The 23,743-nt window shown below is 61.0% G+C and carries 24 protein-coding genes; 12 read left to right on the top strand and 12 right to left on the bottom strand.

Translation table 11 applies throughout. From position 1 onward, the window contains the following. The first annotated feature begins 7 nt into the window (after nucleotides 1-7). The 5 genes from B145_RS0115260 to B145_RS0115240 are packed head-to-tail and all read left to right on the top strand — an operon-like array spanning nucleotide 8 to nucleotide 4,696. Nucleotides 8-1,951, top strand: coding sequence for a heme lyase CcmF/NrfE family subunit (locus B145_RS0115260; RefSeq protein ID WP_018608453.1), 1,944 nt, complete (start codon nucleotides 8-10; stop codon nucleotides 1,949-1,951). After that, a complete protein-coding gene (locus B145_RS0115255; RefSeq protein WP_018608452.1) occupies nucleotides 1,948-2,478 on the top strand; it encodes a DsbE family thiol:disulfide interchange protein in 531 nt (176 codons plus the stop codon). Before B145_RS0115260 ends, B145_RS0115255 begins: the two co-directional genes overlap by 4 nt. Then, nucleotides 2,471-2,917, top strand: coding sequence for a cytochrome c-type biogenesis protein (locus tag B145_RS0115250; protein WP_018608451.1), 447 nt, complete (start codon nucleotides 2,471-2,473; stop codon nucleotides 2,915-2,917). The genes B145_RS0115255 and B145_RS0115250 overlap by 8 nt, the downstream gene beginning before the upstream one ends. Further along, nucleotides 2,914-4,113, top strand: coding sequence for a c-type cytochrome biogenesis protein CcmI (gene ccmI, locus B145_RS0115245; protein WP_018608450.1), 1,200 nt, complete (start codon nucleotides 2,914-2,916; stop codon nucleotides 4,111-4,113). The genes B145_RS0115250 and ccmI overlap by 4 nt, the downstream gene beginning before the upstream one ends. A 28-nt stretch (nucleotides 4,114-4,141) precedes the next feature. Continuing rightward, nucleotides 4,142-4,696 (top strand): DJ-1 family glyoxalase III, encoded by a 555-nt coding sequence (locus tag B145_RS0115240; protein ID WP_018608449.1) that lies wholly within the window; start codon nucleotides 4,142-4,144, stop codon nucleotides 4,694-4,696. A gap of 66 nt (nucleotides 4,697-4,762) precedes the next feature. Here the strand turns inward: B145_RS0115240 and ptsP are convergent, their stop codons facing one another. The 6 genes from ptsP to gshB all read right to left on the bottom strand — a co-directional run bounded on the left by ptsP (nucleotide 4,763) and on the right by gshB (nucleotide 10,407). Further along, nucleotides 4,763-6,496, bottom strand: coding sequence for a phosphoenolpyruvate--protein phosphotransferase (gene ptsP / locus B145_RS0115235; protein WP_018608448.1), 1,734 nt, complete (start codon nucleotides 6,494-6,496; stop codon nucleotides 4,763-4,765). 15 nt (nucleotides 6,497-6,511) lie between these two features. Then, the gene (locus B145_RS0115230; protein WP_018608447.1) at nucleotides 6,512-6,781 is read right to left on the bottom strand and encodes an HPr family phosphocarrier protein; all 270 of its coding nucleotides are present in this window, start codon (nucleotides 6,779-6,781) and stop codon (nucleotides 6,512-6,514) included. Nucleotide 6,782: 1 nt separating this feature from the next. Then, nucleotides 6,783-7,178: a PTS sugar transporter subunit IIA gene (locus B145_RS0115225; protein ID WP_018608446.1), complete on the bottom strand. Its 396-nt coding sequence runs from the start codon at nucleotides 7,176-7,178 to the stop codon at nucleotides 6,783-6,785. Nucleotides 7,179-7,209: 31 nt separating this feature from the next. Next, complete coding sequence (locus B145_RS0115220; RefSeq protein ID WP_018608445.1) at nucleotides 7,210-8,262, bottom strand: FAD:protein FMN transferase; 1,053 nt, start codon at nucleotides 8,260-8,262, stop codon at nucleotides 7,210-7,212. Between the two features lie 193 nt (nucleotides 8,263-8,455). Then, on the bottom strand, nucleotides 8,456-9,289 hold the full coding sequence (locus B145_RS0115215; RefSeq protein WP_018608444.1) for a M48 family metalloprotease: 834 nt from the start codon (nucleotides 9,287-9,289) through the stop codon (nucleotides 8,456-8,458). Between the two features lie 179 nt (nucleotides 9,290-9,468). Next, nucleotides 9,469-10,407 (bottom strand): glutathione synthase, encoded by a 939-nt coding sequence (gshB, locus tag B145_RS0115210; RefSeq protein WP_018608443.1) that lies wholly within the window; start codon nucleotides 10,405-10,407, stop codon nucleotides 9,469-9,471. A 342-nt stretch (nucleotides 10,408-10,749) separates the two neighbouring features. Between gshB and ribBA the strand changes: the two genes are divergently transcribed. From ribBA to thiL, 4 genes are read left to right on the top strand one after another with little or no spacing between them, the layout of a single operon-like run. Then, nucleotides 10,750-11,856, top strand: coding sequence for a bifunctional 3,4-dihydroxy-2-butanone-4-phosphate synthase/GTP cyclohydrolase II (gene ribBA, locus B145_RS0115205; RefSeq protein ID WP_018608442.1), 1,107 nt, complete (start codon nucleotides 10,750-10,752; stop codon nucleotides 11,854-11,856). Between the two features lie 28 nt (nucleotides 11,857-11,884). Beyond that, nucleotides 11,885-12,358, top strand: coding sequence for a 6,7-dimethyl-8-ribityllumazine synthase (gene ribH, locus B145_RS0115200; RefSeq protein ID WP_018608441.1), 474 nt, complete (start codon nucleotides 11,885-11,887; stop codon nucleotides 12,356-12,358). Continuing rightward, on the top strand, nucleotides 12,355-12,822 hold the full coding sequence (gene nusB / locus B145_RS0115195; RefSeq protein ID WP_018608440.1) for a transcription antitermination factor NusB: 468 nt from the start codon (nucleotides 12,355-12,357) through the stop codon (nucleotides 12,820-12,822). The genes ribH and nusB overlap by 4 nt, the downstream gene beginning before the upstream one ends. A gap of 24 nt (nucleotides 12,823-12,846) precedes the next feature. Further along, a complete protein-coding gene (thiL, locus tag B145_RS0115190; protein WP_018608439.1) occupies nucleotides 12,847-13,803 on the top strand; it encodes a thiamine-phosphate kinase in 957 nt (318 codons plus the stop codon). A 44-nt stretch (nucleotides 13,804-13,847) separates the two neighbouring features. On the opposite strand, the gene B145_RS0115185 is transcribed toward thiL, so the two are convergent. After that, nucleotides 13,848-15,047: a hypothetical protein gene (locus B145_RS0115185; RefSeq protein ID WP_157288447.1), complete on the bottom strand. Its 1,200-nt coding sequence runs from the start codon at nucleotides 15,045-15,047 to the stop codon at nucleotides 13,848-13,850. A gap of 420 nt (nucleotides 15,048-15,467) precedes the next feature. Here B145_RS0115185 and B145_RS0115180 point away from each other — a divergent pair, with 420 nt between their 5' ends. Both B145_RS0115180 and B145_RS0115175 read left to right on the top strand, forming a co-directional pair. Next, a complete protein-coding gene (locus B145_RS0115180; protein WP_026259174.1) occupies nucleotides 15,468-16,043 on the top strand; it encodes an HD domain-containing protein in 576 nt (191 codons plus the stop codon). Continuing rightward, nucleotides 16,036-16,530, top strand: coding sequence for a CinA family protein (locus B145_RS0115175; protein ID WP_018608436.1), 495 nt, complete (start codon nucleotides 16,036-16,038; stop codon nucleotides 16,528-16,530). The genes B145_RS0115180 and B145_RS0115175 overlap by 8 nt, the downstream gene beginning before the upstream one ends. A 9-nt stretch (nucleotides 16,531-16,539) precedes the next feature. Here B145_RS0115175 and B145_RS0115170 read toward each other — a convergent pair whose 3' ends face one another. The 5 genes from B145_RS0115170 to B145_RS25825 all read right to left on the bottom strand — a co-directional run bounded on the left by B145_RS0115170 (nucleotide 16,540) and on the right by B145_RS25825 (nucleotide 22,425). Then, a complete protein-coding gene (locus B145_RS0115170; RefSeq protein ID WP_018608435.1) occupies nucleotides 16,540-16,746 on the bottom strand; it encodes a hypothetical protein in 207 nt (68 codons plus the stop codon). 33 nt (nucleotides 16,747-16,779) lie between these two features. Then, a complete protein-coding gene (locus B145_RS0115165; RefSeq protein WP_018608434.1) occupies nucleotides 16,780-17,148 on the bottom strand; it encodes a hypothetical protein in 369 nt (122 codons plus the stop codon). After that, complete coding sequence (ylqF, locus tag B145_RS0115160) at nucleotides 17,132-18,049, bottom strand: ribosome biogenesis GTPase YlqF (protein WP_018608433.1); 918 nt, start codon at nucleotides 18,047-18,049, stop codon at nucleotides 17,132-17,134. Before ylqF ends, B145_RS0115165 begins: the two co-directional genes overlap by 17 nt. Before the next feature lie 63 nt (nucleotides 18,050-18,112). Next, nucleotides 18,113-21,187 carry an efflux RND transporter permease subunit gene (locus B145_RS0115155; protein WP_018608432.1) on the bottom strand — a complete coding sequence of 1,025 codons (3,075 nt, stop codon included), beginning with the start codon at nucleotides 21,185-21,187 and terminating at the stop codon, nucleotides 18,113-18,115. Next, nucleotides 21,184-22,425 (bottom strand): efflux RND transporter periplasmic adaptor subunit, encoded by a 1,242-nt coding sequence (locus B145_RS25825; protein WP_051082605.1) that lies wholly within the window; start codon nucleotides 22,423-22,425, stop codon nucleotides 21,184-21,186. The genes B145_RS0115155 and B145_RS25825 overlap by 4 nt, the downstream gene beginning before the upstream one ends. A 258-nt stretch (nucleotides 22,426-22,683) precedes the next feature. Between B145_RS25825 and recA the strand changes: the two genes are divergently transcribed. Next, nucleotides 22,684-23,721 (top strand): recombinase RecA, encoded by a 1,038-nt coding sequence (recA, locus tag B145_RS0115145; protein WP_018608431.1) that lies wholly within the window; start codon nucleotides 22,684-22,686, stop codon nucleotides 23,719-23,721. Nucleotides 23,722-23,743 lie beyond the last annotated feature (22 nt).

Raw genomic sequence — 23,743 nt, 5'->3', positions numbered from 1 at the left:
CCATCCGATGATTCCTGAACTTGGTCATTTCGCCCTCATCCTTACCCTGCTGGTTGCTACCGTGCTGGGTATCCTGCCACTGCTGGGCGCCCAGCGTAACGATGCCGCCCTGATGGCGCTGGCTCGCCCGGCGGCCCGCCTGTTGTTCATGCTGGTACTGGTATCGTTTGGCTGCCTCACCTGGGCTTTTGTGGCCAATGATTTTTCGGTGACCTACGTTGCCAGCCACTCCCATTCGCAACTGCCCCTGGTATATCGGATCACCGCAGTGTGGGGCAGCCATGAAGGCTCCCTGCTGCTGTGGGGCTTGATGCTCACCGGCTGGACGGCAGCGGTCTCTTTCTCACGTCGGCTGCCTGATGTGTTCAACGCCCGGGTGCTGGCCGTGCTTGGGCTGGTGGCGGCAGGCTTCTTCGCCTTTTTGCTGTTGACCTCGAACCCCTTTGAGCGCCTCCTGCCCGCAGCCCTGGAAGGCGAAGACCTGAATCCCCTGCTCCAAGACCCTGGCATGGTGGCGCACCCGCCACTGCTCTACATGGGCTACGTAGGGTTCTCGGTCGCGTTTGCCTTTTCCATTGCGGCCTTGATCGGCGGGCAGTTTGATGCCGCCTGGGCGCGCCTGTCCCGCCCCTGGACGCTGGTGGCATGGCTGTTCCTGACGCTGGGGATTGCCCTGGGCTCCGGCTGGGCCTATTACGAATTGGGCTGGGGCGGCTGGTGGTTCTGGGACCCGGTTGAAAATGCCAGCTTCATGCCCTGGCTGGCGGGGACTGCGTTGATCCATTCCCTGTCGGTCACTGAGAAACGCGGCGCCTTCAAGAGCTGGACGGTGCTACTGGCGATTGCCGCCTTCTCGCTCTCTCTGTTGGGAACCTTCCTGGTGCGCTCCGGCGTGCTGACCTCTGTGCATGCGTTTGCAGCGGACCCCAAGCGCGGCATCTTCATCCTGGCCTTGTTGATCTTTGTGGTGGGAGGCTCCTTGTGCCTCTACGCATGGCGGGCGGCGAAACTGTCAGGGGGCGGGAAATTTGCGAACCTCTCGCGTGAGAGCATGCTGCTGATCAACAACGTGTTGCTGGCGGTTGTGGCCGCCACGGTGCTGCTGGGAACCCTCTACCCCTTGTTGGCGGATGCCTTGCACATGGGCAAGCTCTCGGTCGGCCCCCCGTATTTCGAGGCGGTGTTTGTGCCGCTGATGGTCCCGGTTGTGCTGCTCATGGTCGTAGCCCCCTTTGTGCGTTGGCGTGGGCATGAATTGCCCGCGCTGGTCAAAAAATTGCTGCCTGCATTGGGGGCGAGCCTGCTGATCGGTGGCGCAGGTGCGTGGGCAACGGGTACCCCATCCTGGCGCACTGCCTTGGGGCTGGCCCTGGCAGCCTGGGTCTTGCTGGGTAGCGCCCAATTGCTGTGGGGGCGTTTGACCGGGCAGGGGACGCTGATGGCCCGCCTGGGTGCGATTCCTGGTTCCTGGTGGGGAATGTGGCTGGCCCACCTGGGGATTGGCGTTTTCATCATCGGCGTGTCCCTGGTCAAAACCATGGAAGCGAACGTGGATGTGGCCGTCAAACTGGGGGAGAGTGCAGAACTGCGGGGCTACACTTTTACGCTGGACAAGGTGGTCGAAGCACAGGGCCCGAACTATACCGCGATGCGTGGGGTGGTACGCGTTTCGCATGACGGGCAGACGATCAACGTGCTGCATCCCGAAAAGCGTATCTATACGGCTCGCCAGATGCCTATGACTGAGGCATCAATTGACGCCGGCATCTTCCGCGATGTGTATGTTTCGCTGGGCGAACCCGTTGATGCCAGCACCTGGGTCTTGCGTCTGTATTACAAACCGATGGTGCGTTGGATCTGGGCGGGTTGCCTGCTCATGGCGCTGGGCGGCCTGTGTGCCGCCCTGGATGCCCGTTATCGCAAACTTGCCAAGATCAAGGCCCCCGCATGAAAGCCAAAGCCCTTATTCCCCTGCTGATCTTTATTGGATTGACTGTTTTCCTGGCGATCGGCCTGACGCTCAATCCGCGTGAGATCCCTTCTCCCCTGATCGACAAACCAGCGCCCGCCTTCAACCTGCGGCAATTGAACGCGTCGGGGCAGGCGCTCAAGCTTGCCGATATGCAGGGCAAGGTCTGGCTGCTCAACGTGTGGGCCTCATGGTGTGTGGCCTGCCGTGACGAACACCCCGTATTGGTGGAGTTCTCCAAGCGTGGCGTGTTGCCGATCATTGGCCTGAATTACAAGGATCGTGATGCCGATGCCTTGGATTGGCTGCAGAAATTCGGCAATCCTTATACCACTAGCATTGTGGATGCTGATGGCCGCGTGGGCATTGATTATGGTGTGTATGGCGTGCCAGAGACTTTCCTGATCGATGGCAAGGGGCGTATCCGCTATAAGCAGATCGGCCCGATCACGCCCGAGGTGCTTGAGCGCGAATTGCTGCCCCGGATCAAGGAGTTGCAAGGTGCATAAGCTGATTGTCATGTTGTGCCTGATGTTGGCGACCAATTGTTATGCTGTGCAGACCGGATCTGATCTGGATGCACGCGTGGCGCATCTGACCGAACAATTGCGCTGCCTGGTCTGCCAGAATCAATCGATTGCCGAATCCCAGGCGGACCTCGCCATGGACCTCAAACGAGAGGTCCGCGAGATGCTTGAGGCAGGCAAGAGTGACGCCGAGGTGCGGGATTTCATGGTGGAGCGTTACGGGGACTTCGTGCTCTACGACCCGCCCATGAAAACCTCTACCCTGCTGCTGTGGCTGGGGCCGCTCGTATTGTTTTTGGCTGCGATAGGGGCCTTCATCTGGCGGCTTCGGCAACGTTCGCGTGAGCAGGACGCGGCACCACCTGACGAAGCTGAATTGGCAAAAGCCCGCGCCCTGCTGACCAACAAGGATGAACAATGATTGCTTTCCTGAGTATGGTGCTGATCCTGTTGGCTGCTTGCCTGTTTGTGCTGCTGAGGCCCATGCTGCGTCGTGACCTCGCTGTAGCGCCAGCGCCCGCACTGGCCGTTAATGTGCTGCGGGAGCAGCGCCGGGATCTGGATGCCGAGCTGGCTGCCGGGCAGATCAATGCGAGCGAGCATGCCAATGGCGTAGCTGAGCTGGAGCGCCGTCTGGTGGCCGAATCGGTTGAATCGAAAGCGGTGACGCAAGCCAAACCGCATCGCATATTGGCACTGGCGCTGGCGATCATTCTGCCGCTGGGTGCGGGAGCGCTTTATCTTGCGCTGGGAAATCCGGCCGCGCTTAATCCTGCCAATCTGGTTGCCGAACAGACGGTTACGCCTGCACAGATTGAGGGCATGGTTGCCAAACTGGAAGCCAAGGTCAAAGCCAATCCAGATGATCTGGAAGGGGTGCGGATGCTGGCCCGCTCTTACATGGTGCTGGGGCGACCCGCTGATGCCATCAAGATATACTCGGGTTTGGCAGACAAACTTCCCGATGACGCCAGCGTATATGCAGATTGGGCAGACGCGGCGGCCAGCGCGCAGAATGGAAAATTCGCGGGTGAGCCGGATCGCCTGATTGCCAAGGCGCTGGCGCTGGACCCCAAAAACGTCAAGGCATTGGCATTGGCCGGCTCTGCCGCGTATGACGCACAGGACTTCAAGGCCGCCATTGAGCTATGGGGGCGCATGGCTGCCCTGGTTGATCCGCAAAGCGAAATGGGGCAGGCCGTGCAGGCCATGTTAAGCGATGCCCGCGCCAAGCTCGGGATGCCTCCATCAGCCGCGAACAGCACGCCGGTTGCGGTAGCCCCTGCGCTGACCGCCACGGGGCAGGTGAGTCTGGCTCCGGCCCTCAAAGCCAAGGCGGCGCCAGAAGATGCTGTTTTTATTTTCGCGCGCAACCCCGCAGGCGGGCCACCACTGGCTGCAATGCGCTTCAAGGTGGCTGATCTACCGCTGGAATTCGATTTCTCGAAGGCGCAATCCATGATGGGAGCATCCCCTCAAGGCAAGGTCGTGATTGCCGCCCGCATCTCCAAGTCGGGCAATGCGACGCCGAACTCTGGCGATCTGCAAGGCAAATCTGTTGAAGTGGCGCCAGATGCGCAGGGTGTGAAAGTCTTGATCGATGGGGAAGTCAATTGAAACGTTTCCCCATGTAGGAGGCATTCAAATGAAAACTGTCGTGGTGGTGTTGGCTGAGGGGTTCGAGGAAACCGAAGCTGTTCTGCCGATTGATTTGCTACGTCGCGCAGGGGTGCAGGTGCGTTTGGCTGGCTTGACGGCTGCGCCCGTCAAGGGGGCCAGAGGGATCTCCGTGTTGCCAGATGTGGTGCTGGATGCCATGACGGATGATTTTGATGCCTTGATGCTGCCCGGTGGTATTCCTGGGGCCAACAATCTGCGCGATTCCGCGGTGTTGGATCGGGTGTTGGCCCAAGCCTTTGCACACGATGCGCTGGTGTGCGCAATCTGCGCCAGTGCCGCTGTGGTCCTGGGGTCGAAGGGCTATCTGAAAGGGCGGCGCTTTACCTGCTACCCGGGGTATGAGCGCGAGGTGTTGGATGGTCATTTCAGCGCCGATGCCGTGGTACGAGACGGCCAGATCATCACCAGCCGGGGGGTGGGTACGGCCGCTGCCTTTGCTTTTGCAATGCTGTGTGCGCTTGGGTTGGAAGCTCATGCCAAAGAGGTATTTGCGCAGACGCTGCTGCCGGTGCCAGCCTGATCGTGGTGCATAAAGGGGCCTACTACGGCCCCTTTTTGTTGCGGTTACAAAGCGTAAACCCGCTGCCTAGAGTTTCTCCAGCGCCTCACGGATCTTGTCAGGTTCGTCGAGCTTGAGCAGCTTTTGCACCTTGGCGGCGAGGACTTCGGTATCTGAGCGCAGGATTTCCTGTTTGACTTCCAGGATCTTGGACGGATGCATTGAGAAGTTGCGCAGCCCCATGCCCAGCAGCAGGCGAGAGTAGGCCGGGTCGCCTGCCATTTCACCGCATACCGATACCGGCAGGCCCGCCTTGGTGCCCGCCTGAATGGTTTGTGCGATCAGGCGCAGGATCGCCGGGTGGAGCGGGTCGTAGAGGTGGGCGACGGCTTCGTCGGCGCGGTCGATTGCCAAGGTGTACTGGATCAGATCGTTGGTACCGATCGATAGGAATTGCAGGCGCTTGGTAAAGATGCCCAGGCACATGGCGGCTGCGGGGATCTCGATCATGCCGCCGACCGGGATGTTCTCATCGAACTTGATGCCTTCCTCGCGTAACTGTGCTTTCGCATCTTCAATCGCGCGCAGTGAGGCATCAATCTCATGGGCATGCGCCAGCATCGGAATCAGGATGCGCAGCTTGCCGGGGTTGACCATGGAAGCACGCAGCATGGCCCGCAACTGGGTCAGGAACATCTGTGGCTCGGCCAGACAATACCGGATGGCACGTAGGCCCAGGGCCGGGTTGGTCGAGGAGCGTGGCGAGCTGGTATCCAGGTATTTGTCAGCGCCGATATCGAGTGTGCGGATCGTGACCGGGTGCCCTGGCAGGGCCTTGAGTACGTTGCGATAGGCTTCGCACTGCTCGTCTTCGTTTGGCAGCGTCTCGCGGTTCATGAACATGAACTCGGTGCGGAAGAGACCGACGCCATCGGCATCGACTTCCTTGACCGAGGCAACATCGCGTGGCAATTCGATGTTGGCCTGCAGCGAAACCACTTGCCCGTCCAGCGTGCGGGATTGGGTGGTGGTCAGGCGCTTGAGCTTGGTACGCTCCAGCTCCAGTTCGCTGCGACGCAGGCGGTATTCTTCCAGCACACGCTCATCGGGGTCGATGATGACCACCCCGCGTGTGCCATCGATGATGATGATGTCGTCTTCACGGGCGGTATGGCGGATATGCCGCAGGCCGACCACGGCCGGGATCGCCAGACTGCGCGCCACAATGGCGGTATGTGAGGTCACACCCCCCACATCAGTGACGAAACCATTGATCTTGTTGCTCTTGAAATTGATCGTGTCCGAAGGGGACAGATCATGTGCCACCACGATAGAGCCCAGTTCGTCCTTGGTCTTGCTTTGCTTGGGGGCGACCGAGCTGGGGTGCCCGAGCAGGGCCTTGAGCACGCGCTCCACCACCTGGATCACGTCGGCTTTGCGCTCGCGCAGATAAGAGTCTTCCATGGCCTCGAACTGCTCGACCACCAACTCCATCTGCTGCACCAGTGCCCATTCTGCGTTGCAGCGCCGCTCGCGGATCAGCTTGCAGGCGGTGGCTACTAGCAAGGGGTCGTCGAGCAGTAGGGTGTGCAGATCGACGAAGGCACTGACTTCGGATTGTGCAGCGGTGGCGCTTTCCTTGACGGCCCGCAGTTCAAAACGAACTTTGGCAGCAGCGTCTTCCAGGCGCACAACCTCGGCATCCACATGCCGAGGCGCGACCACCAGATGGTTGACCTCCAGCAGTGCGTGCGAGACCAGATGGGCATAGCCAATGGCGATGCCGTTGGAGACCGGTTGGCCGTGGATGACGAAAGGCATGTGCTCTGCTGTGTCCTATTCGCGCTCGCCAAAGCGACTGGCGATGAGTTCAACAATGGCTGTCAGGGCTGCCTCGGCATCGTCACCCTCGGTTTCGATGGTCAGCTTGGTACCTTGTGCCGCAGCCAGCATCATCACGCCCATGATGCTTTTGGCGTTGACACGGCGTCCTTCACGTTCCAGCCATACATCGCAGCGGTACTGCGTTGCCAATTGAGTCAGTTTGGCAGAAGGCCGGGCATGCAAGCCCAGTCGGTTCGCGACCTCTGCAATCGCACGTGGCATATCAACTTCCCCCTTTCAAATGGAGTACGCCGTCGCAGGCCCCTGCGACGGCTTTTGTTATCACTGTCTGCATATCGCCCTTTTCCCGATAGGTCAAGACGCGTAGCAGCATTGGTACGTTGGCACCGGAGACCGCTTCGACCTGGCCGCTGTCCAAGAGTTTCATGGCAATGTTTGAAGGCGTGGCGCCATAGATGTCGGTAAGGACGATGGCGCCATCCCCGGTGTCGACCATGGCCAGCAAGCGTCGTGCCTCGGGGAGTACATCAAGCGGATCGTCCTGAGCGCAAACGCCCAACTGGGCGATTTGCAGGGGGCGACGATTAAGTACATGGCAGGCGCACTGGATGAGCGATTCGCCTAGTGTGCCATGGGTAATGAGCAAAATGCCTATCATACGTCGGGTCAGGTGGGCGATTGTCGGAGGCTCAAGGCACTACCTGGTCCGGTTTGATGTCGTCGGCCCAGCGCAGCCTTGCACGCAAAGCTTCAGTAACCGCTATCTTGCCATCGCCTGCCACGCGAAGGACATGGCTTACACCCATCCGGGAAGCCATTGCGCGCCACGCGTCGGCAGCCAGGAACACCGGCTTGCTGGCCACATCGCTGAGCATGCCCGCATTCGCCTGCGGTGTGATCAGGATGGTGACGGCCTGGGTGTGGCGCACTGGCGCGGCTGTGCGTGGGTCAATCAGGTGGCAGTAGCGTTGCCCGGCCACATCAAAAAAGCGTTGGTAGTCGCCCGAGGTGCCGATGGCTTCGCCATCGTAGAGCGCCAGGGTGGCCATGGCTCCCCCACGGCGCGGGTGCTGGATACCGACAGTCCAGGCTTGCCCGTTTTTGTCGCCCAGAGCCATGACGTTGCCACCGATGTTGATGAGCGCGTTCTTGACGCCACGGCGCAGCAGGATTTCACGCGCCCGATCCAGCGCATAGCCTTTGGCGATGCCCCCAAAGTCAAGCTCGACGTCTTTGTTGCGGGAACTGACACGGTGCCCGTCAATGTCCAGGTCGGCAATGCTGGGGTGTGCCAGACGTAGCGCTTCCACTGCCTCGGGGCTGGGGAGATGAGGGACGAAATTGTCGGTATGAAAGCCCCAGAGCTGGATGAGCTTGCCGATGGCCGGGTCGAACAGGTAGTCACCTTGCTTGGCGTAGCGCTGTGAAGCCCGGATGAGGAAGAGCATCTCGTCAGAGACCTCTCGGGCTTCGCCTTTGGCAAAGGCCGCATTCAATGTGGTCAGATCGGATGCCTGCCAGGGGTGGAAAGTGCGGTGCAGGCGGTCAAATTCGCGGAGCACCTCGCCCAGCGCATCGCGGAGTTGGGGTTCGGACGCCCCCAGGGCGACGACTTCTACGCGGGTGCCGAAAACGAAGGATTCCTGCCGTACAGGTTGTGGGGGGCTGCACCCGAGCAGACACAGGCAGATCAGGCCCGCCAGCCAGCCAAACCAAGCGTTCGTGGAAAATCGTCGTCGCATGGTGTGATGATACGCTGGAAGCCGCGCTGCGCGTATCCCTTCGAACCTGTTCATAATCTTGCTGTAAGGCTGTGGCCGGGGCTCATGCGCGGCTCTTCTCCACGGTGTGCTTTGCACAGCACACTGGCTACGCCCTCGCTGACGGCTCCTCGTTACAGATTCTAAACAGGTTCTGAGTCATGGCAGCCAAGCGTCAATTTGTAATGCTGGGGCGGGAACGTAGCTTCTCCAGCAGAGGCTGTGTCTCAAGCGCTGGCGACACAGACAGGTAGGATTGGGCTGCGTTCAGCGCGCTGGGGGAAATGTGGTTTTGGGCCAGCATGGCTTGGGCAAACCGGTCCGCCTCCAACTGGTTTTGCGCCGAGTCGATGGTCGCCAGGAAGCTGCGCGCCAAGCGGGGCGCAGCCCATTTCTCCTGGCCCGCCAGCATGGCGATGCTGACGACAAGCATCTCGTCCGCCACGGCAGACTGGAGCATATGCTGGTAGCGTAGATGCCCCAGTTGCTGGCACAGTAGGGCGAGGACGTGGGTGTCATCAGGCAGCGCTTGGAGCAACTCGTCTGTGACCACGATCGAACCCTCCGGCAATGCATAGACCAGCGCGACACCGGGGTTGGCATTGCGGAATGTCAGACGGTAGGGGGGCGCTCCCCCTACAGGGGCTTCCAAGGCTGCAAAGCGGGCGGCCAGTTGTTCGGTGCGCTCAGGCGAAGCCAGCGAAGGGCCTAGCAGGCTATTGTCCAGGCGGGTCTGTGCCTGTATGGCTGCAGCCTTGATCCAGGTTGCGGGCAAAAGTTCAGCCAGCTCTTGGACCAAGGGCGGGCGGAGCAGGCTTCCCGTCATCCAGATCAGTGCCAGCAAAGGGATGATCAACCAGCGCGCGATTTTTTTGGGGGATAACCAAACCTGATCAGTTTGGCGCTCAGGGTGCCATGCCTGGCGTTTTTCTGGCGCGAGCCGAAGCCGTGGTCCGTTGCCAGAGTCCTCGGTGCGACTGATCGGAAAGCGAATGGGTACAACCGCCATAATGCCGGAAATGCCTCTTCATGTTGGGTTTGGGGGCGAGGCGTTCATTTTGACGCCGCCGCTTGCCAGCTTGTTATATACCCAACCATATGCGAGGACTGGCACAGCCCCCGCCCCTTGTCCCTTTGGGGCGGGCGCCGTGCCCAAAAGCGCGGTTGCAGCGCAACATGTACGCTGGGTCAGCCTTGGCGTTCCAGCGTTTCGATGACTTTGTCAGGAATGCCGAAGCCCGTCTGTTGCTGGATTTCCACCATGCAGGTCGGGCTGGTGACGTTGATTTCGGTCAGGTGCCCGCCGATCATGTCCAGGCCCACGATCAACAGCCCTCGGCTCCACAAGCGTGGGGCCAGTGCTTCGGCGATCTCGCGCTCACGCGCAGTCAGGGGCATGGCTACCCCGCGTCCGCCGGCGGCCAGATTGCCACGTGTCTCACCGGATTTGGGGATGCGTGCGAGGCTATACGGCATCACCTCACCACCGATGACCAGCACGCGCTTGTCGCCCTCGGCAATCTGCGGCAGGTAGCGCTGGACCATCAGGGTGCGTGCACCATTTTCGCCCAGCGTCTCGACAATCGAATTGCGGTTCGGGTCATCGCTGCGGATACGGAAGATGCCGGTGCCCCCCATACCGTCGAGTGGCTTGAGGATCACATCCCCTAATTCATCCACAAAGGCCTGGATTTCTGCTGGGTCGCGGGCGATCAAGGTGGTGGGGGTGAATTGCGGGAATTCGGTGATGGCCACCTTTTCGGAATGGTCGCGGATGCTGCGCGGGTCATTCCAGATTCGGGCACCTTGCGCAGCAGCACGCTCCAGCAACCAGGTGGCGGTGACGTACTCGGCGTCAAACGGTGGGTCCTGGCGCATCAGCACGGCATCAAAGTCCGAGAGCAGATGGCGTTCGGCAGGGGCGCTGGTGTACCAGGTGTGGTTGTCCGCCTGTACGGTGAGGGCGCTGGCCGGAGCACTGACCACACCATCGCGTACCGAAATCTGTTCGCGGCTCAAGGCGTAGACCTGATGCCCACGTACCTGGGCGGAGCGCATCATAGCGACGCTGGAATCCTTGTAGGCCTTGAGCTTGTCGAGCGGGTCGACGATGAACGCTATTTTCATGGTGGGGTATTGGAGATTGGAGTCTTGGGGGTTGAAATGTTCTGATGGGGCATCTTACTCCATCTGCAAAATCTTCAAACGTTGTGGTGGCGGGGGTGTTGCAGCCTATGAATAGAATAATTGCTTATATATCATGCAGATAGAGTGGCGGCGCCCGCCTCTGCCCGACATGCTCTGCCGTGTTGGGGGAGGGGCGAAGGCGTACTGTTGAGCAAGAATTGGGCGCGGGCCAGGGAATCGCGTAAAATCAAGCGCCTGCCCCTATACCCAGAATACCCAGACCAACATGTTTCCAACAAACGCTACCGCAGCCGGGCTTGAGCCCGTTGGCAAGGATTTGCCATGACAGCACTTTCCCCCACCCGTGACATTATTGAAGACATCCGCGCCGGGAAAATGGTGATCCTGGTCGATGATGAAGACCGTGAGAACGAAGGCGATATTGTTGTTGCTGCCCAGCACATCACGCCAGAGATCATCAACTTCATGGCGACCCATGCGCGTGGCCTGGTCTGCCTGACGCTGACCGAAGACCGCTGCCGCCAGTTGGGGATCAACCAGATGGCGCGGGATAACCGCAGCCAGTTCAGCACGGCTTTCACCGTCTCGATTGAAGCGGCTCAGGGGGTCACTACCGGCATCTCAGCGGCGGACCGCTCCCACACCATCAAGGTGGCTGTGGCTCGCAATGCCAAGCCTGCCGACGTGGTGCAGCCGGGGCATGTGTTCCCGATCATGGCCAAGCCCGGCGGCGTGCTGGTGCGGGCCGGGCATACGGAAGCGGGCTGCGATCTGGCCGGGCTGGCCGGGCTGGAACCCGCTGCGGTGATCTGCGAGATCATGAACGAAGACGGTACCATGGCCCGCCTGCCGGACCTGATCCCGTTTGCCGAGAAGCATGGCCTCAAGCTTGGCGCGATCCGTGATCTGATTCACTATCGTGCTGCCGTGGAAACCCTGGTGGAGCGCGTGGCCGACAAACCGGTGCAGACCGCCCACGGGGAATTCCGTCTGGCAGCCTTCTCCGACAAGACTTCGGGCGAAATCCATCTGGCCATGTACCTGGGCAAGCTCAACCCCGAGGTGGAAACCCTGGTGCGTGTGCATGAGCCGATCTCGGTACTTGATTTCATCGATCCGGCTTCCAGCCGCCACACCTATCCCATCGACAAGACCCTGGCGCGGATTGCCGAAAATGGTCACGGTGTGCTGGTGATGCTGCGCCGCCCTGAGCGCAGCGACGAACTGCTTGCCGCAATGGGAGTCGTTAGCCCCGAGGCCAAGCCGCCTGCCGCTTTGTGGGACCCGCGTCTGTTTGGTATCGGCGCCCAAATCCTGCGTAACCTGGGTGTCGGCAAGATGCGCGTGATGGCCCAGCCCAAGCGCATTCCCAGCATGACCGGTTTTGGCCTGGACGTGACAGGCTACGAAGCCCCCTGTGCCAACTGATGCTTTTTATTTGAAAGATTGAGACTTCATGGCTCGTTTTGAACATATCCCGGAAACCTTGCCCAATCTTGATGGCAAGGACCTGCGCGTGGCCATCGTGTGCGCACGCTTCAACCCGAACATCGGTGAAGGGCTGACTTCGGCCTGCGTCACCGAACTGCTCGAACGCGGTGTGGCGCCTGAGCACATCCTGATCCAGACCGTGCCCGGTGCCTTGGAACTTCCGCTGATCCTGCAAAAGCTGGGCCGCAGCGGCAAGTTCGATGCCCTGGTGGCGCTTGGCGCGGTGATCCGTGGCGAGACCTACCACTTCGAGATCGTCTCCAACGACATGTCCGCAGGTATCATGCGCTTGCAGCTCGATTTGGGGCTGCCGATTGCCAACGGCGTGCTGACCACCGAAGACGATGATCAGGCGCTTGCGCGCATGCACGACAAGGGCCGCGATTGCGCCCTGGCCGCCATTGAAATGGCCAATCTACTCAGGACTTCCCACGCATGAGCGACAACAAGAAAACCCCGCGCCGTCTGGCGCGTGAAATTGCAATGCAGGGCCTCTACCAGTGGCGCATGAGTGGTAACTCCCTGCCCATGATCGAAGAGTTCCTCAAGGAAGAAAACGAGGAATGGGCACGTGCCGACCGGGCGCTGGCCATTGTGCTGCTGCAAGGTGCGGCCGAGCATGCCGATGAGCTTGAAGCCGGCTACGCCGCTTTCCTGGATCGCCCGATTGCCGAAATCTCGCCTATTGAGCGCGCCATTTTGCTGCTGGGCGCCTATGAGCTGACCCACCGCATCGAAACCCCGTATCGCGTGGTGATCAACGAAGCCATCGAACTGGCCAAGGCTTTCGGCGGCACCGATGGGCACCGCTACATCAATGGCGTGCTCGATAAGCTCGCCCCGCAAGTGCGTGCTGCCGAGGTGGAACACGCTGCCAAGCAAAAGGCTCAGGGCAAGAAGTGAGCCCCGCGGTGTGGAGGCGTGCACGTGGCCGGTGAATTCGAGCTGATCGCCCGGCATTTTTCCACGCCCACCCATCACACCGATCTGGGGGTGGGAGACGATGCTGCCCTGATGCGCGTAGCGCCCGGCATGCAGTTGGTGGTCTCATCCGACATGTTGGTCGAAGGCACGCATTTTCTGCCGGATGCCAACCCCTACCTGTTGGGCTGGAAGACGGCGGCGGTCAATATCTCGGACCTTGCCGCCATGGCGGCCACGCCGCGCTGGATCACCCTGGCGCTGGCCCTGCCGGCTGCGGACGAAGCCTGGGTGGGCACCTTGGCGCGTGGCTTTCACGCCTGTTGCATGGAATATGGCGTGGATTGGGTTGGTGGGGATACCACGCGTGGGCCGCGCAACCTGTGTGCCACGATCTTTGGCGAAGTGCCGCAGGGCGAGGCTGTGCGCCGCGATGGCGCCCAGGTAGGTGACGACATCTGGGTGTCTGGCGAGCCGGGTATGGCCGCACTCGGCTTGGCTGCCTTGCTCGAAGGCGTGGGGCTGGGCGCCTTCCGCGATCCCTGTCTGCTCCATCTGCACAAACCCATCCCCCGCGTGGAACTGGGGTTGGCGCTACGCGGCGTTGCCCACGCCATGCTGGATGTTTCCGACGGCATTCTGGGCGATCTTGGGCATATCCTGGAGCGCTCGGGCGTGGGGGCGGAACTGGATGAGGCGGCTTTGCCGCTTGCTCCGCTTCTACAGGCCTGCGGTGACGCGGCTCGGGCGCAACGGGCACTGCTTGCAGGAGGGGACGACTACGAACTGTTGTTCACTGCTGCGCCGGGGCGTGCTGCCTACATCCGTAGCGAAGCCGCCCGTCTAGAGTTGCCGATTCACCGCCTTGGCCGCATCACCGCCGAACACGGAGTACGCCTGCATCAGGTGGATGGCGCCTTCCGCGAACTCAAACCAGCGAGTTACGATCACTTTGCCACCTAGCTGCGGTTCACTCCAGGCGCGTCCGCGCCTGGAACATCCCGCGTCTACTGTTTGCAGATGCTCTGCCCCGCAGGCGGATTTTCGACCAGTTTCCCGCATAGCTTGACCCGCATGGCTTCCCGGCAGACATAGCCGAAAGCACCCTTGGAGCACTCGCTACCGATGCGCTCTTCATACTGCTCATCCAGCGTTCGCGCTTTGGCGACGGCAGGGGGCGGGGCTGACTCCTGCACAGGGGTGCGCTGAATGGTTGAGGCAATGTCCGTGGTGGGTTTGGGGGCTGGGGCGCATAGATCCGGGTAGGCGCGCTTGGCGATCCGCCCTGCCTGCTTGGGCAGTACGTTGTGATCGCTGACCAGCATGCGGCTCGCGCCGTCGCAATCTTCCGGCGGGCGGCGCTTCTTCAGGTCTTTGAGCAGGGCGGTGATCTCGGCTTCCTTGAGCATATGCGGCGTGGCGGCCTGGGTAAGATCAACCGTGACCACGCTGGGGGGCGCAGACGCTGCCACCTCTACCACGGGCGTGGGCTGTATTGCAGGCGCTTCTGAAACGGCCGCGACGGCTAGCACAGGAGCCACAGGCTCGCTCTGCACAGGAGGGGGTGCCGGTTTGCTGGCCGCCACAACCGGTATCGACATCGCCACGGGGGGCAGGGTGTCCGCCGTGGGGGCTTTTGTCGTGCGGGTTGTGTACAGATAGAAGCCCACGGCTACGGCCAACAGCACCACGCTGGCAGTGCCAACCACGATACTGAATGTTGCGGCCTGCTTGGCGGCTACGGGCGCACGCGAGGTCGCCTGTTTCCGGGTGGGGGGAGATTTTGGGGCTGCGTTCCTGTTCTGTGGGGCGCCTGCTGGCGTGGGCGCTGCGGCTTGTCGCGCCTGGAGTGCTGCATCCACGGCGCCGGGTTCAAGCACCTCTGTCTGGAGAACAGGCAGGATGGTTCCCGCATTGGGTGTGGCACGCTGTCCAGCAGGGCGGGCTTCCTGGGCGGGGGCCGAATTGGCTGGTAGAACCGGGCTGGGCGTGTGCGCGGCGGGCGCCAGTGGTGGCGTGGAGGGCAACGCGTGGGCAGGCGAAACGGGGGGCTTGGATGCCGGAGCATGGCTGGGCTTATCCAGGATGATCGTCTCAAGCGGATCATTGGCGGCATCCAGCACCGGGGGCGGGGTCAGCGGTTCCAGCTTCCCAGGTGTGCTGGGCAGGATCACCGTCATCTGGGCGTCAGGACGGTAGTTCTCCACATCCATCTGCAAATTGCAATTGCAGCGCAGGCAGTAGATGGAGGATGGGGGGTTTTCATGTCCACAACGCGGGCATCGCATGATCAAATTGTTTCCAGGTGGCGTATTTGTTTTCGATAATGCCAAGGCTGTTTCAGAGGGTACCACTATCCAGTTTGGTGCAAGGCGAGATTGCTCATGTGCACAATCGACTTGATAGCAGCTTCAGATGGCTATTTTATTGCCAAGGAGAAAATTGCTCAAAGCATAGCGCTTTTGGGTAGGCGATGGCCGCCCGTTGTCGCACCAGAGTGCTGTTCTGTCGGAAAGTGGTTGTGCCGGGGGATTGTCGCCCGGTTCACGTGGATTGCAAGCCCACAGTGGTATCCTCCCCTGGTTTCTACATGCCGCGCAAGGGTGGATTTCCGTGAGGAATTTGAAGTGAGTGCAGCAAGCATCCTGGAATTTATTCTGACGCTCGACGGACTCAAGGCGGTTGAGCGCCGCACCCGCCCCAGCGGTATCGCCCGCCCCGAGAATAGTGCCGAACATAGCTGGCATGGGGCGATCTGCGCCTTGTTGCTCAAGGATTACTGCACTTTTCCGGTGGATGCGCAACATGCCGCATTGCTGATGGTGGTGCATGATATTCCCGAGATTGTCTGCGGGGATACCTTTATCTACGATCCTGCTCGCGATGCTGCGCATCTGTCGGAAGAAGTCGCGCTGGGTCATCTGCTTGCCAAATTGCCCAGCCAGAATGCCACGCAGCTGCGTGGCCTGTGGGAAGAATTTACCGCAGGGCAGACGCCTGAAGCCCGCTACGCCAACGCGCTCGACCGCATCATGCCGGTACTCCACAATCTGGCTAACGATGGGCACACTTGGCAGGAGTATTCGATCAAGCTTGAACAGGTGCTGGCCCGCAACCAGTGTGTAGCAGAGGTTTTCCCTAGCCTGTGGGCGATCATCCGCCCCAGGATTGAAGCCGCTTTTCCAGGAGTTCACAATGAATGACGACATTCAAAAACTGGCCGCTCATGTTGGCGCCTACATGCTGCAGCGGCGCTGGCAGCTGGCTACCGCAGAATCCTGCACAGGGGGTCTGGTGGCTGCGGCGGTGACCGAGATTGCCGGGTCCAGCGCCTGGTTTGATCGTGGTTTTGTGACCTATTCCAACGAGGCCAAGGTCGAGTTGCTGGGGGTCTCCCCCTTGACGCTGCATGCCTTTGGCGCAGTCAGCGAAGAGACTGTACGCGAAATGCTCGCCGGTGCCCTGGCGCGTTCGGTGGCGCATGTGGCCGTAGCCATCTCGGGGATTGCCGGTCCAGCGGGGGGCACCACGGAAAAGCCGGTCGGCACGGTATGCTTTGGCTGGATGTGGCGTGGTGCCGAGCCAGAGTGTGTAACGCACTGCTTCGATGGAGATCGTGCCGCAGTGCGTTGGAGTTCTGTGCGCGTAGCCCTGAAAGGGCTCACCGATGCCGCTGTGCGCAAGGGCTGAATAAAGCGCCTAGCCCCTGAACCAGTACAGCGCCCCACACAGGGCGGCGCCAATCAGATACAAGAGTAGGGTATCCGAAACAAAGTAGGTGTAGCCCATCAATGCCGCCCCGATCGCCATATAGCTGACATTCACCGCACGCTTGCCGTAGAGGAAGGCGGCGAAGCCGATCAGGCTGAAGAGCAGCATGGCAAACAGGGCAGCAGGGGCGGGCATGGGGTTCCTCCGGGAAGTCGGGTGGCTACACTGTCAATCAATGATATAGGCTACGTACCAGAGTACTCCGGCTGCGGCGGCATAGTTCAGCATGATCAGCCCGGCGCAGGCCGCGTTGTTACGCCAGAAGCGGCGCCGGTTTTCGATGGGCAGGCGGCGGGCCTGCCAGATGTGGACCAGCAAGGCAAGGCCGCCCAGTAGCGAGATGAGAACGCCACCACACAGGGCCATGATCCCGGCCCATTGCAGCCATTGCCAGCGCGCCACCTGCCAGAGCAGGAACACCACCAGACCAAAGCTGAGCGGAAAAATTCCACAGACCCAGGCCAGCCAGTAGGCAAAGCTGATCTGGCCGCCACAGTGGGGGCAGGTGCGAGTGCAGACTTCAGTCAGCCTGGGCATCGGGTGTGGCTTCGTCTTTCACCGCTGCGGCCACTTTTGCGCGATGTTCCGAGATCATCACGGTACGGGTCTCGGGCGTCTCCAGGCTGATGCGGCCCAGCTTGCCATCCCGATAGTCTTGCAACAGCACTAGGGAGGCTTTTTCCAGATCCAGCCCGCCGCCTTTCAGGCGCATGGCGCGGCGTTTGGCAACGGCCTCCACGATGGCCACCCCATCCATGCCCGCCGTGGCAAAACCATAGCGTTCGGTAAGATTGGGCGCATAGCGGGCCAGCAACACCTCGGCCAGGAAGGTGGCCACTTCCTCATCAATCACCGCATTGCGTCCGATGGCATGGCTGGCGGCGAGCATATAGCCGTCGCTGTCGAATTCGATCTTCGGCCACATCATCCCCGGTGTGTCGACCAGGGAGTGGCGCAGGTCGATGTCGCCCCGCACCTGGTTTTTGGTCACTGCAGGTTCATCGCCGACAGCCGAAATCTTGCGTTTGAGCAGCGCATTCATCAAGGTCGATTTGCCGACGTTGGGAATCCCCATGATCATCATCCGCAGCGGCTTGAGGTTGTCGTTGCGGTGCGGCGCCAGCAGGCGGCACAGGCCGGGTACGCGGGCCACATCGGCGGGCTTCTTGCACGAGAGCGCCACGGCCTTGATGCCGGGTTGGCGGTTGAAATACTCCAGCCACGCTGCGGTGACAGCCGGATCAGCCAGATCCGCCTTGTTCAGAATCTTCAGGCAGGGACGCTGCCGGAACAGGCGCATTTCGTGGATGAGCGGGTTGCAACTGGCCTCGGGCAGGCGTGCGTCGACCACCTCGATGACGACATCGATGCTTTCCATGGCCTCGCGCGCTTTTTTTCGCGCCGAAGTCATGTGTCCGGGGAACCACTGGATGGGCATAAGGGGAAAAATCCACTGCGTAAAACGCGATTGTCCCACGCCGAAGCATCGGCGTGGGATCGATCAGTGTTTTTCGGGCTGTTTAGCGACCAGACCGAGGCGATGCTGCAGCCAGTCAAAGGACAGGTAGAGCGAAGGCGTGATGTAGAGCGTGATCAACTGCGAGAAGATCAGCCCGCCCACGATGGCGACCCCCATCGGTTGGCGCAGCTCGGCGCCTGCGCCCATGCCTAACGCAATCGGCAGTGAGCCCATGATCGCCGCCAGGGTGGTCATCAGGATCGGGCGAAAACGTAGGCGGCAGGCTTCCAGAATGGCCTTGTCGGGGGTGAGATGTTCCTTGCGCTGCGTTTCCAGGGCAAAGTCGATCATCATGATCGCGTTCTTTTTCACGATCCCGATCAGGAGCAGGATGCCCACCATGGCGATGAAGGTCAGCTCCAGCCCCGCCAAGCGCAGTGAGAGCAGCGCCCCCACGGCGGCGGAAGGAATCCCGGCCAGGATGGTGATGGGGTGAATCCAGCTCTCGTAGAGCACGCCCAGCACCACGTAGATGACCGAGATGGCGATCAGGATTAGCCACAACTGGCTGGATTGGGAGTCGCGGTACACCGCAGCGTCCCCGGCAAAGTCGCCAAATACGTTGGCAGGCATGGCCAGCGAATCCTTGAGCGTGAGCACTTCCTCGACTGCCTCCGACAAAGTCACGCCCGGGGCAAGGTTGAACGATAGGGTGACCGCACCAATCTGCCCCTGGTGGTTGACCGTGGTGTTGACGGGCACCCGCTCCACGTGGGCAAAGCTGGTGACGGGGATCAACTGCCCGTTCTTGCTGCGTACCTTGAGGAAGTCGAAGCCATTCTCATCGCCTCGGAACTGGTCTTCCCAGAGCATCAACACCGGGAAGTTGTCCTGTGGTGCGTAGATGGTGGAAATCTGGCGCTCGCCAAACGCAGAATTCAGCGCTGTGCGCAGGTTCTGCATATCCACCCCCAGCGCCAGAGCCTGGTCGCGGTCGATGATCAACCGGGCCTGCAGGCCCGCCTGGTCTGCGTCGCTGTTGATATCCTTGAGCAGCGCGGATTCGCGCATCTTGCGTTGCAGCTTGGAGGCCCACTCCACCACCGTGGCGTAATCCACCGATTGCAGCGTGTACTGGTAGCGGCTGCTGGAACTGCGCCCGCCCACCCGCAGGTTTTGGATGGGCGAATAGGAAATCTGCACCCCCGGGATGTCGCTCGTGGCCTTGCGCAAGCCTTCCAGCACCTGGGCCATGGGGGGGCGGTCCTTGCGCGGCTTGAGGGTGATGAAGATAAAGCCCTTGTTGCTGCTGCCGGAGTTGGACACTACGTCCGACACATAGGGCGTGGCGCGGATGCGGGCATCAATCTTGGTGAGCAGCTCACGCATTGCCGGCCAGGAAATATCGGCAGAAGCCTGCACGGGGGCACGTACCTGCCCAATATCTTCTTCCGGGAAGAAGCCTTTGGGCATGATCTGATACAGCCAGACCGTGGCGACACAGGTGGCCAGTGCCATCAGCAGCATCAGCCAACGGCGGTGCAGCGTCCAGGCCAGTGAGCGGCCGTAGCCATTGAGCACGGCGTTGAAGATGGCCTCGAACATCCGGCTCCACAGCGGCGGTTTGTGATCGTCATGGTGATGTTTGACGAAGCGCGCCGAGAGCATCGGGATGATCGTCAGCGCAGCCACGGCAGAGGCCATGATCGCCAGGGTGACCACCACCGCGAATTCGTGGAAGAGCAGGCCGATGGTGCCGGGCATGAAAAAGATGGGGATGAACACGGCCACCAGGGATACCGAGATCGACACCACGGTGAAGCCCACTTCGCGTACCCCGCGCACGGCCGCCTGGAAGGGCTTCATGCCGTCTTCCACGTGGCGCACGATGTTTTCCAGCACCACGATGGCGTCATCGACGACCAGCCCGACCGCGATGGTCAGCCCCATCAGCGAGATGTTGTCTAGGCTGAAGCCGCCCCACAACATCAGGCCGAAGGTGGCCAGCAGCGAGGCCGGGAGCGATACGGATGGGATCAGCGTGGCCGACAGGCGCCGCAGGAACATCAGGATCACCATCATCACCAGCCCGATGGTGAGCAGCAGGGTGAGGGTGACATCGTGGATCGAGTCGCGGATCGACAACGAGCGGTCGTTGAGGATCTGGATGCGTACCGAGGCAGGCAACTGGGCTTGCAGGCGCGGGATGGCCGCACGGATCGCGTCGACCACGGCCACCGTGTTGGCGTCCGGCTGGCGTAGCACCTGCAGGTTGATGATGCGCTCGCCATTGACCCAGCTGCCGGTCTTGATGTTTTCCACGCTGTCCTGCACATTGGCCACGTCCGACAGGCGCACGGACTGCCCGTTCTTGGTGGCGACGATCAGGCGGGCGTAGTCGGCCGCATTCTTGAGCTGATCGTTGGCGTCAACGATCAGGGTTTGCCGGCTGCCTTCCAGTGAGCCCAGCGGCGTGTTGGTATTCGAGGCGGCTAGGGCGGTAGCCAACTCGTTGATCGACAGATCTCGTGCGGCCAGCTTGGCCGGGTCGATGTTGATGCGCACCGCGTAGCGCTTCTGGCCGTTGATGGTGACCTGCGCCACGCCGTTCAAGGTCGCCAGGGTGGGGGAGATCAGGTTGTCGGCATAGTCGTTGAGCTGATCCAGCGACAGCGAGGGCGAATCCAGCGTGATGAACAGAATCGGATCATCCGCCGGATTGACCTTGCGGTAGCTCGGCGGGTTGGTCATGTCCTTGGGCAACTGCCGGTTGGCCCGCAGGAGTGCAGCCTGCACGTCGATGGCGGCAGAGTCGATATTGCGCTCCGCGTCGAATTCCAGCGTGATCGAAGTACTGCCGAGCGTGCTGCTGGAGGTCATCACCTTCAGCCCGGCGATGGTGGAGAACTGCCGCTCCAGAATCATCGCCACCGAAGAGGCCATGGTTTCCGGGCTGGCACCGGGGAGTGAGGCGCTGACCTGGATGGTCGGCTGGTTGAACGATGGCAGGGCGGCAATCGGCAGATGCAGCCAGGCAGCAATGCCGCTGATCATCACCGCCAGCCACAGCAGCGTGGTGGCAACCGGGCGGTGGATACTCTGTTCGGAAATCTTCATTTGCCCGCACCCGCTGTCGAGGTCGCTGCTGTCGGCGCGGATGCTGCACTGCCTTGCCTGCCCCGGCCTTCACGCTTGCCGCTACCGGCGTCGGCCTTGCTCTCCACCACCTTGCTGCCGGGGCGCAGATTCTGCGCGCCTTCCAGCACCACTTTGATGTCGCTGCCAATGCCGGTCAGTACGGCCTTCTGTTGGACGATGCGTACCAGTTCGACCGCCTGGGGGCGCACGGTCTGGTCATCTTGCACGACATAAACAAAGCGCCCACTGGGCCCGTTGACCACGGCCTGCGCGGGCAGGGTGACGGCGTTGGGGATCTCACCCGCATCCAGCTGGATCGTGACGTACTGCCCCGGCCATACCAGACGGCTGCTGTTATCCAACCGGGCTTTGATGAGGAGCGTGCCAGCGGTGCGATCCACTGTGCTGTCGATAAAGATCACCTCGCCTTTGAGGCGGGCCTGCCCGGTGGTGAGTGCGCTGAGTTTGACCGGCCCCTTGCGCATGGCCTCAAGGAGCGGGGGCATGTCGCGTTCGGCAATCGAGAGACTCACCCCGATGGGGTTCATGCGCGTCAGGTGCACCAGGGCGGGGGAGGAAGCCGTGGACGTCACCAGACTGCCGGGGCGCACCGAAATCACCCCGGTGCGCCCATCGAAAGGCGCGTAGAGATGGGTGTAGGACTGGGAGACTTTGGCCTGCTCCAGCGCTGCCTTGTTCTGGGCGAGGTTGGCCGCAGCGGAATCCACTTTGTTGCGGAAGCTGTCCAGCGCGGAAGGCGAGATGAAATTCTTGTCCGAGAGTTCCTGGTTCCGTTTCAAGTCACGCTGGGCAATGGCCAGTGCTGCATCGGCGCTGGTGACCGCAGCGGCTGCCTTGGCAACGTTGGCGTCATCGTCCCGGCTATCCAGGGTGAACATCAATTGCCCACGCTTGAGTTCATCCCCTTCCTTGAAGTGGATCTGGGTGATCATGCCGTTTTTCTGGGGGCGGATATCCACCTCATCAAGCGCCAGCACATTGCCCTGTGCTTCCAGCGTTAGTGGCACGGTTTCCACCCGTGTGCGCGTGGTGCTCACGGCCTGGGGTCGGCTGCTCCCCTTGCCGCCCGAGGCGCCCTGCGCCTTGGCTGGGGCGCTTGCCGTGCTGGCGGGGTCTGTCTTGTCGCCAGAGGTTTTGGTGCAGGCTGGCAATACCATGGCAGCCAACGTGATTACAACAATTGAACGGCACAGCATCAGTCTTCACCCGAGCGTTTCCGCCTGAGCGCCAAAGGCGAAATGGGAGGCAGGGCAAGATGATGCGGGATTTGTATGACCAAGCCAAGACCAAAAGGGCATGAGCTTGTAACGAATTATCAACGAATCGGCTGAGGGAATCTGTGATACTGTTCATGCTTACAGTAGTTTTGAATTCCCTGTGTGGGAAAACACTCAGATCACGTTGGCTCAGCAAGCTCTGTGCCATAATGTTTTCAACTATTCCAAGAGGTGAATATGGACGACAACAAGACCAAGGCGCTCCAGGCGGCCCTGTCGCAAATCGAGAAGCAGTTCGGCAAAGGCTCCATCATGCGGATGGGCGATCGCAAGGTGGAGGCCATCGAATCGGTGTCCACCGGATCGCTGGGCCTGGATATTGCCTTGGGGATTGGCGGCCTACCTCGTGGCCGGGTGGTCGAGATCTACGGCCCGGAGTCGTCCGGTAAAACTACGCTGACCTTGCAAGTGGTGGCCGAGATGCAAAAGCTCGGTGGCACCGCAGCGTTCATTGATGCCGAGCATGCCCTGGATGTGGGCTATGCGCAAAAGCTGGGCGTGCAGATTTCCGACTTGCTGATCTCGCAGCCGGATACCGGCGAGCAGGCGCTGGAAATTGCCGACATGCTGGTGCGCTCGGGCGGCGTGGATGTGGTGGTGATCGACTCGGTGGCCGCACTGACGCCCAAGGCCGAAATCGAAGGCGAGATGGGCGACCAGCTCCCCGGCCTGCAAGCCCGCCTGATGAGCCAGGCGCTGCGCAAGCTCACTGGCAATATCAAGCGTACCAATACCCTGGTGATCTTCATCAACCAGATCCGGATGAAGATTGGTGTGATGTTCGGCAACCCGGAAACCACCACTGGGGGGAATGCCCTGAAGTTCTACTCCTCGGTGCGCCTGGACATCCGCCGTACCGGTACGATCAAGAAGGGCGATGAGGTCATCGGTTCCGAAACGCGGGTCAAAGTGGTGAAAAACAAGGTTGCTCCCCCGTTCAGGGAAGCCAATTTCGACATACTCTATGGGGAAGGCATCTCGCGTGAAGGTGAGATCATCGACATGGGGGTGGAATACAAATTTGTCGACAAGAGCGGCGCCTGGTATGCCTACAATGGCGAGAAGATCGGCCAGGGTAAGGATAATGTGCGCGAATATCTGCGCGCCCATCCGGAAATGGCCCGCGAAATTGAAAACAAGATCCGTGCTGAAATCGGCATTGTGGCCGTGCCCGTTCCGGCAGGTGGTGCCGCTGCTGCGCCAGAGGCAGAGTAAGCGTTCGGGTGCAGGCGGGGCC

It is taken from the genome of Uliginosibacterium gangwonense DSM 18521 (genome assembly GCF_000373965.1).
Lineage (GTDB): Bacteria > Pseudomonadota > Gammaproteobacteria > Burkholderiales > Rhodocyclaceae > Uliginosibacterium > Uliginosibacterium gangwonense.
The sequence above is the reverse complement of the archived record's forward strand: the minus strand, read 5'-3'. Positions and strand labels throughout refer to the sequence as shown.

Coding starts and splice junctions, on each gene's coding strand:
- B145_RS0115260 (WP_018608453.1), top strand. CDS start 8: ATGATTCCTGAACTTGGTCATTTCGCCCTCATCCTTACCCTGCTGGTT.
- B145_RS0115155 (WP_018608432.1), bottom strand. CDS start 21,187: ATGAAGATTTCCGAACAGAGTATCCACCGCCCGGTTGCCACCACGCTG.
- ylqF (WP_018608433.1), bottom strand. CDS start 18,049: ATGCCCATCCAGTGGTTCCCCGGACACATGACTTCGGCGCGAAAAAAA.
- ptsP (WP_018608448.1), bottom strand. CDS start 6,496: ATGCCTTTCGTCATCCACGGCCAACCGGTCTCCAACGGCATCGCCATT.
- ribBA (WP_018608442.1), top strand. CDS start 10,750: ATGACAGCACTTTCCCCCACCCGTGACATTATTGAAGACATCCGCGCC.
- ribH (WP_018608441.1), top strand. CDS start 11,885: ATGGCTCGTTTTGAACATATCCCGGAAACCTTGCCCAATCTTGATGGC.
- B145_RS0115220 (WP_018608445.1), bottom strand. CDS start 8,262: ATGCGACGACGATTTTCCACGAACGCTTGGTTTGGCTGGCTGGCGGGC.
- B145_RS0115175 (WP_018608436.1), top strand. CDS start 16,036: ATGAATGACGACATTCAAAAACTGGCCGCTCATGTTGGCGCCTACATG.
- ccmI (WP_018608450.1), top strand. CDS start 2,914: ATGATTGCTTTCCTGAGTATGGTGCTGATCCTGTTGGCTGCTTGCCTG.
- B145_RS25825 (WP_051082605.1), bottom strand. CDS start 22,425: ATGCTGTGCCGTTCAATTGTTGTAATCACGTTGGCTGCCATGGTATTG.
- B145_RS0115240 (WP_018608449.1), top strand. CDS start 4,142: ATGAAAACTGTCGTGGTGGTGTTGGCTGAGGGGTTCGAGGAAACCGAA.
- B145_RS0115215 (WP_018608444.1), bottom strand. CDS start 9,289: ATGGCGGTTGTACCCATTCGCTTTCCGATCAGTCGCACCGAGGACTCT.
- recA (WP_018608431.1), top strand. CDS start 22,684: ATGGACGACAACAAGACCAAGGCGCTCCAGGCGGCCCTGTCGCAAATC.
- B145_RS0115225 (WP_018608446.1), bottom strand. CDS start 7,178: ATGATAGGCATTTTGCTCATTACCCATGGCACACTAGGCGAATCGCTC.
- B145_RS0115255 (WP_018608452.1), top strand. CDS start 1,948: ATGAAAGCCAAAGCCCTTATTCCCCTGCTGATCTTTATTGGATTGACT.
- B145_RS0115165 (WP_018608434.1), bottom strand. CDS start 17,148: ATGCCCAGGCTGACTGAAGTCTGCACTCGCACCTGCCCCCACTGTGGC.
- B145_RS0115230 (WP_018608447.1), bottom strand. CDS start 6,781: ATGCCACGTGCGATTGCAGAGGTCGCGAACCGACTGGGCTTGCATGCC.
- nusB (WP_018608440.1), top strand. CDS start 12,355: ATGAGCGACAACAAGAAAACCCCGCGCCGTCTGGCGCGTGAAATTGCA.
- gshB (WP_018608443.1), bottom strand. CDS start 10,407: ATGAAAATAGCGTTCATCGTCGACCCGCTCGACAAGCTCAAGGCCTAC.
- B145_RS0115170 (WP_018608435.1), bottom strand. CDS start 16,746: ATGCCCGCCCCTGCTGCCCTGTTTGCCATGCTGCTCTTCAGCCTGATC.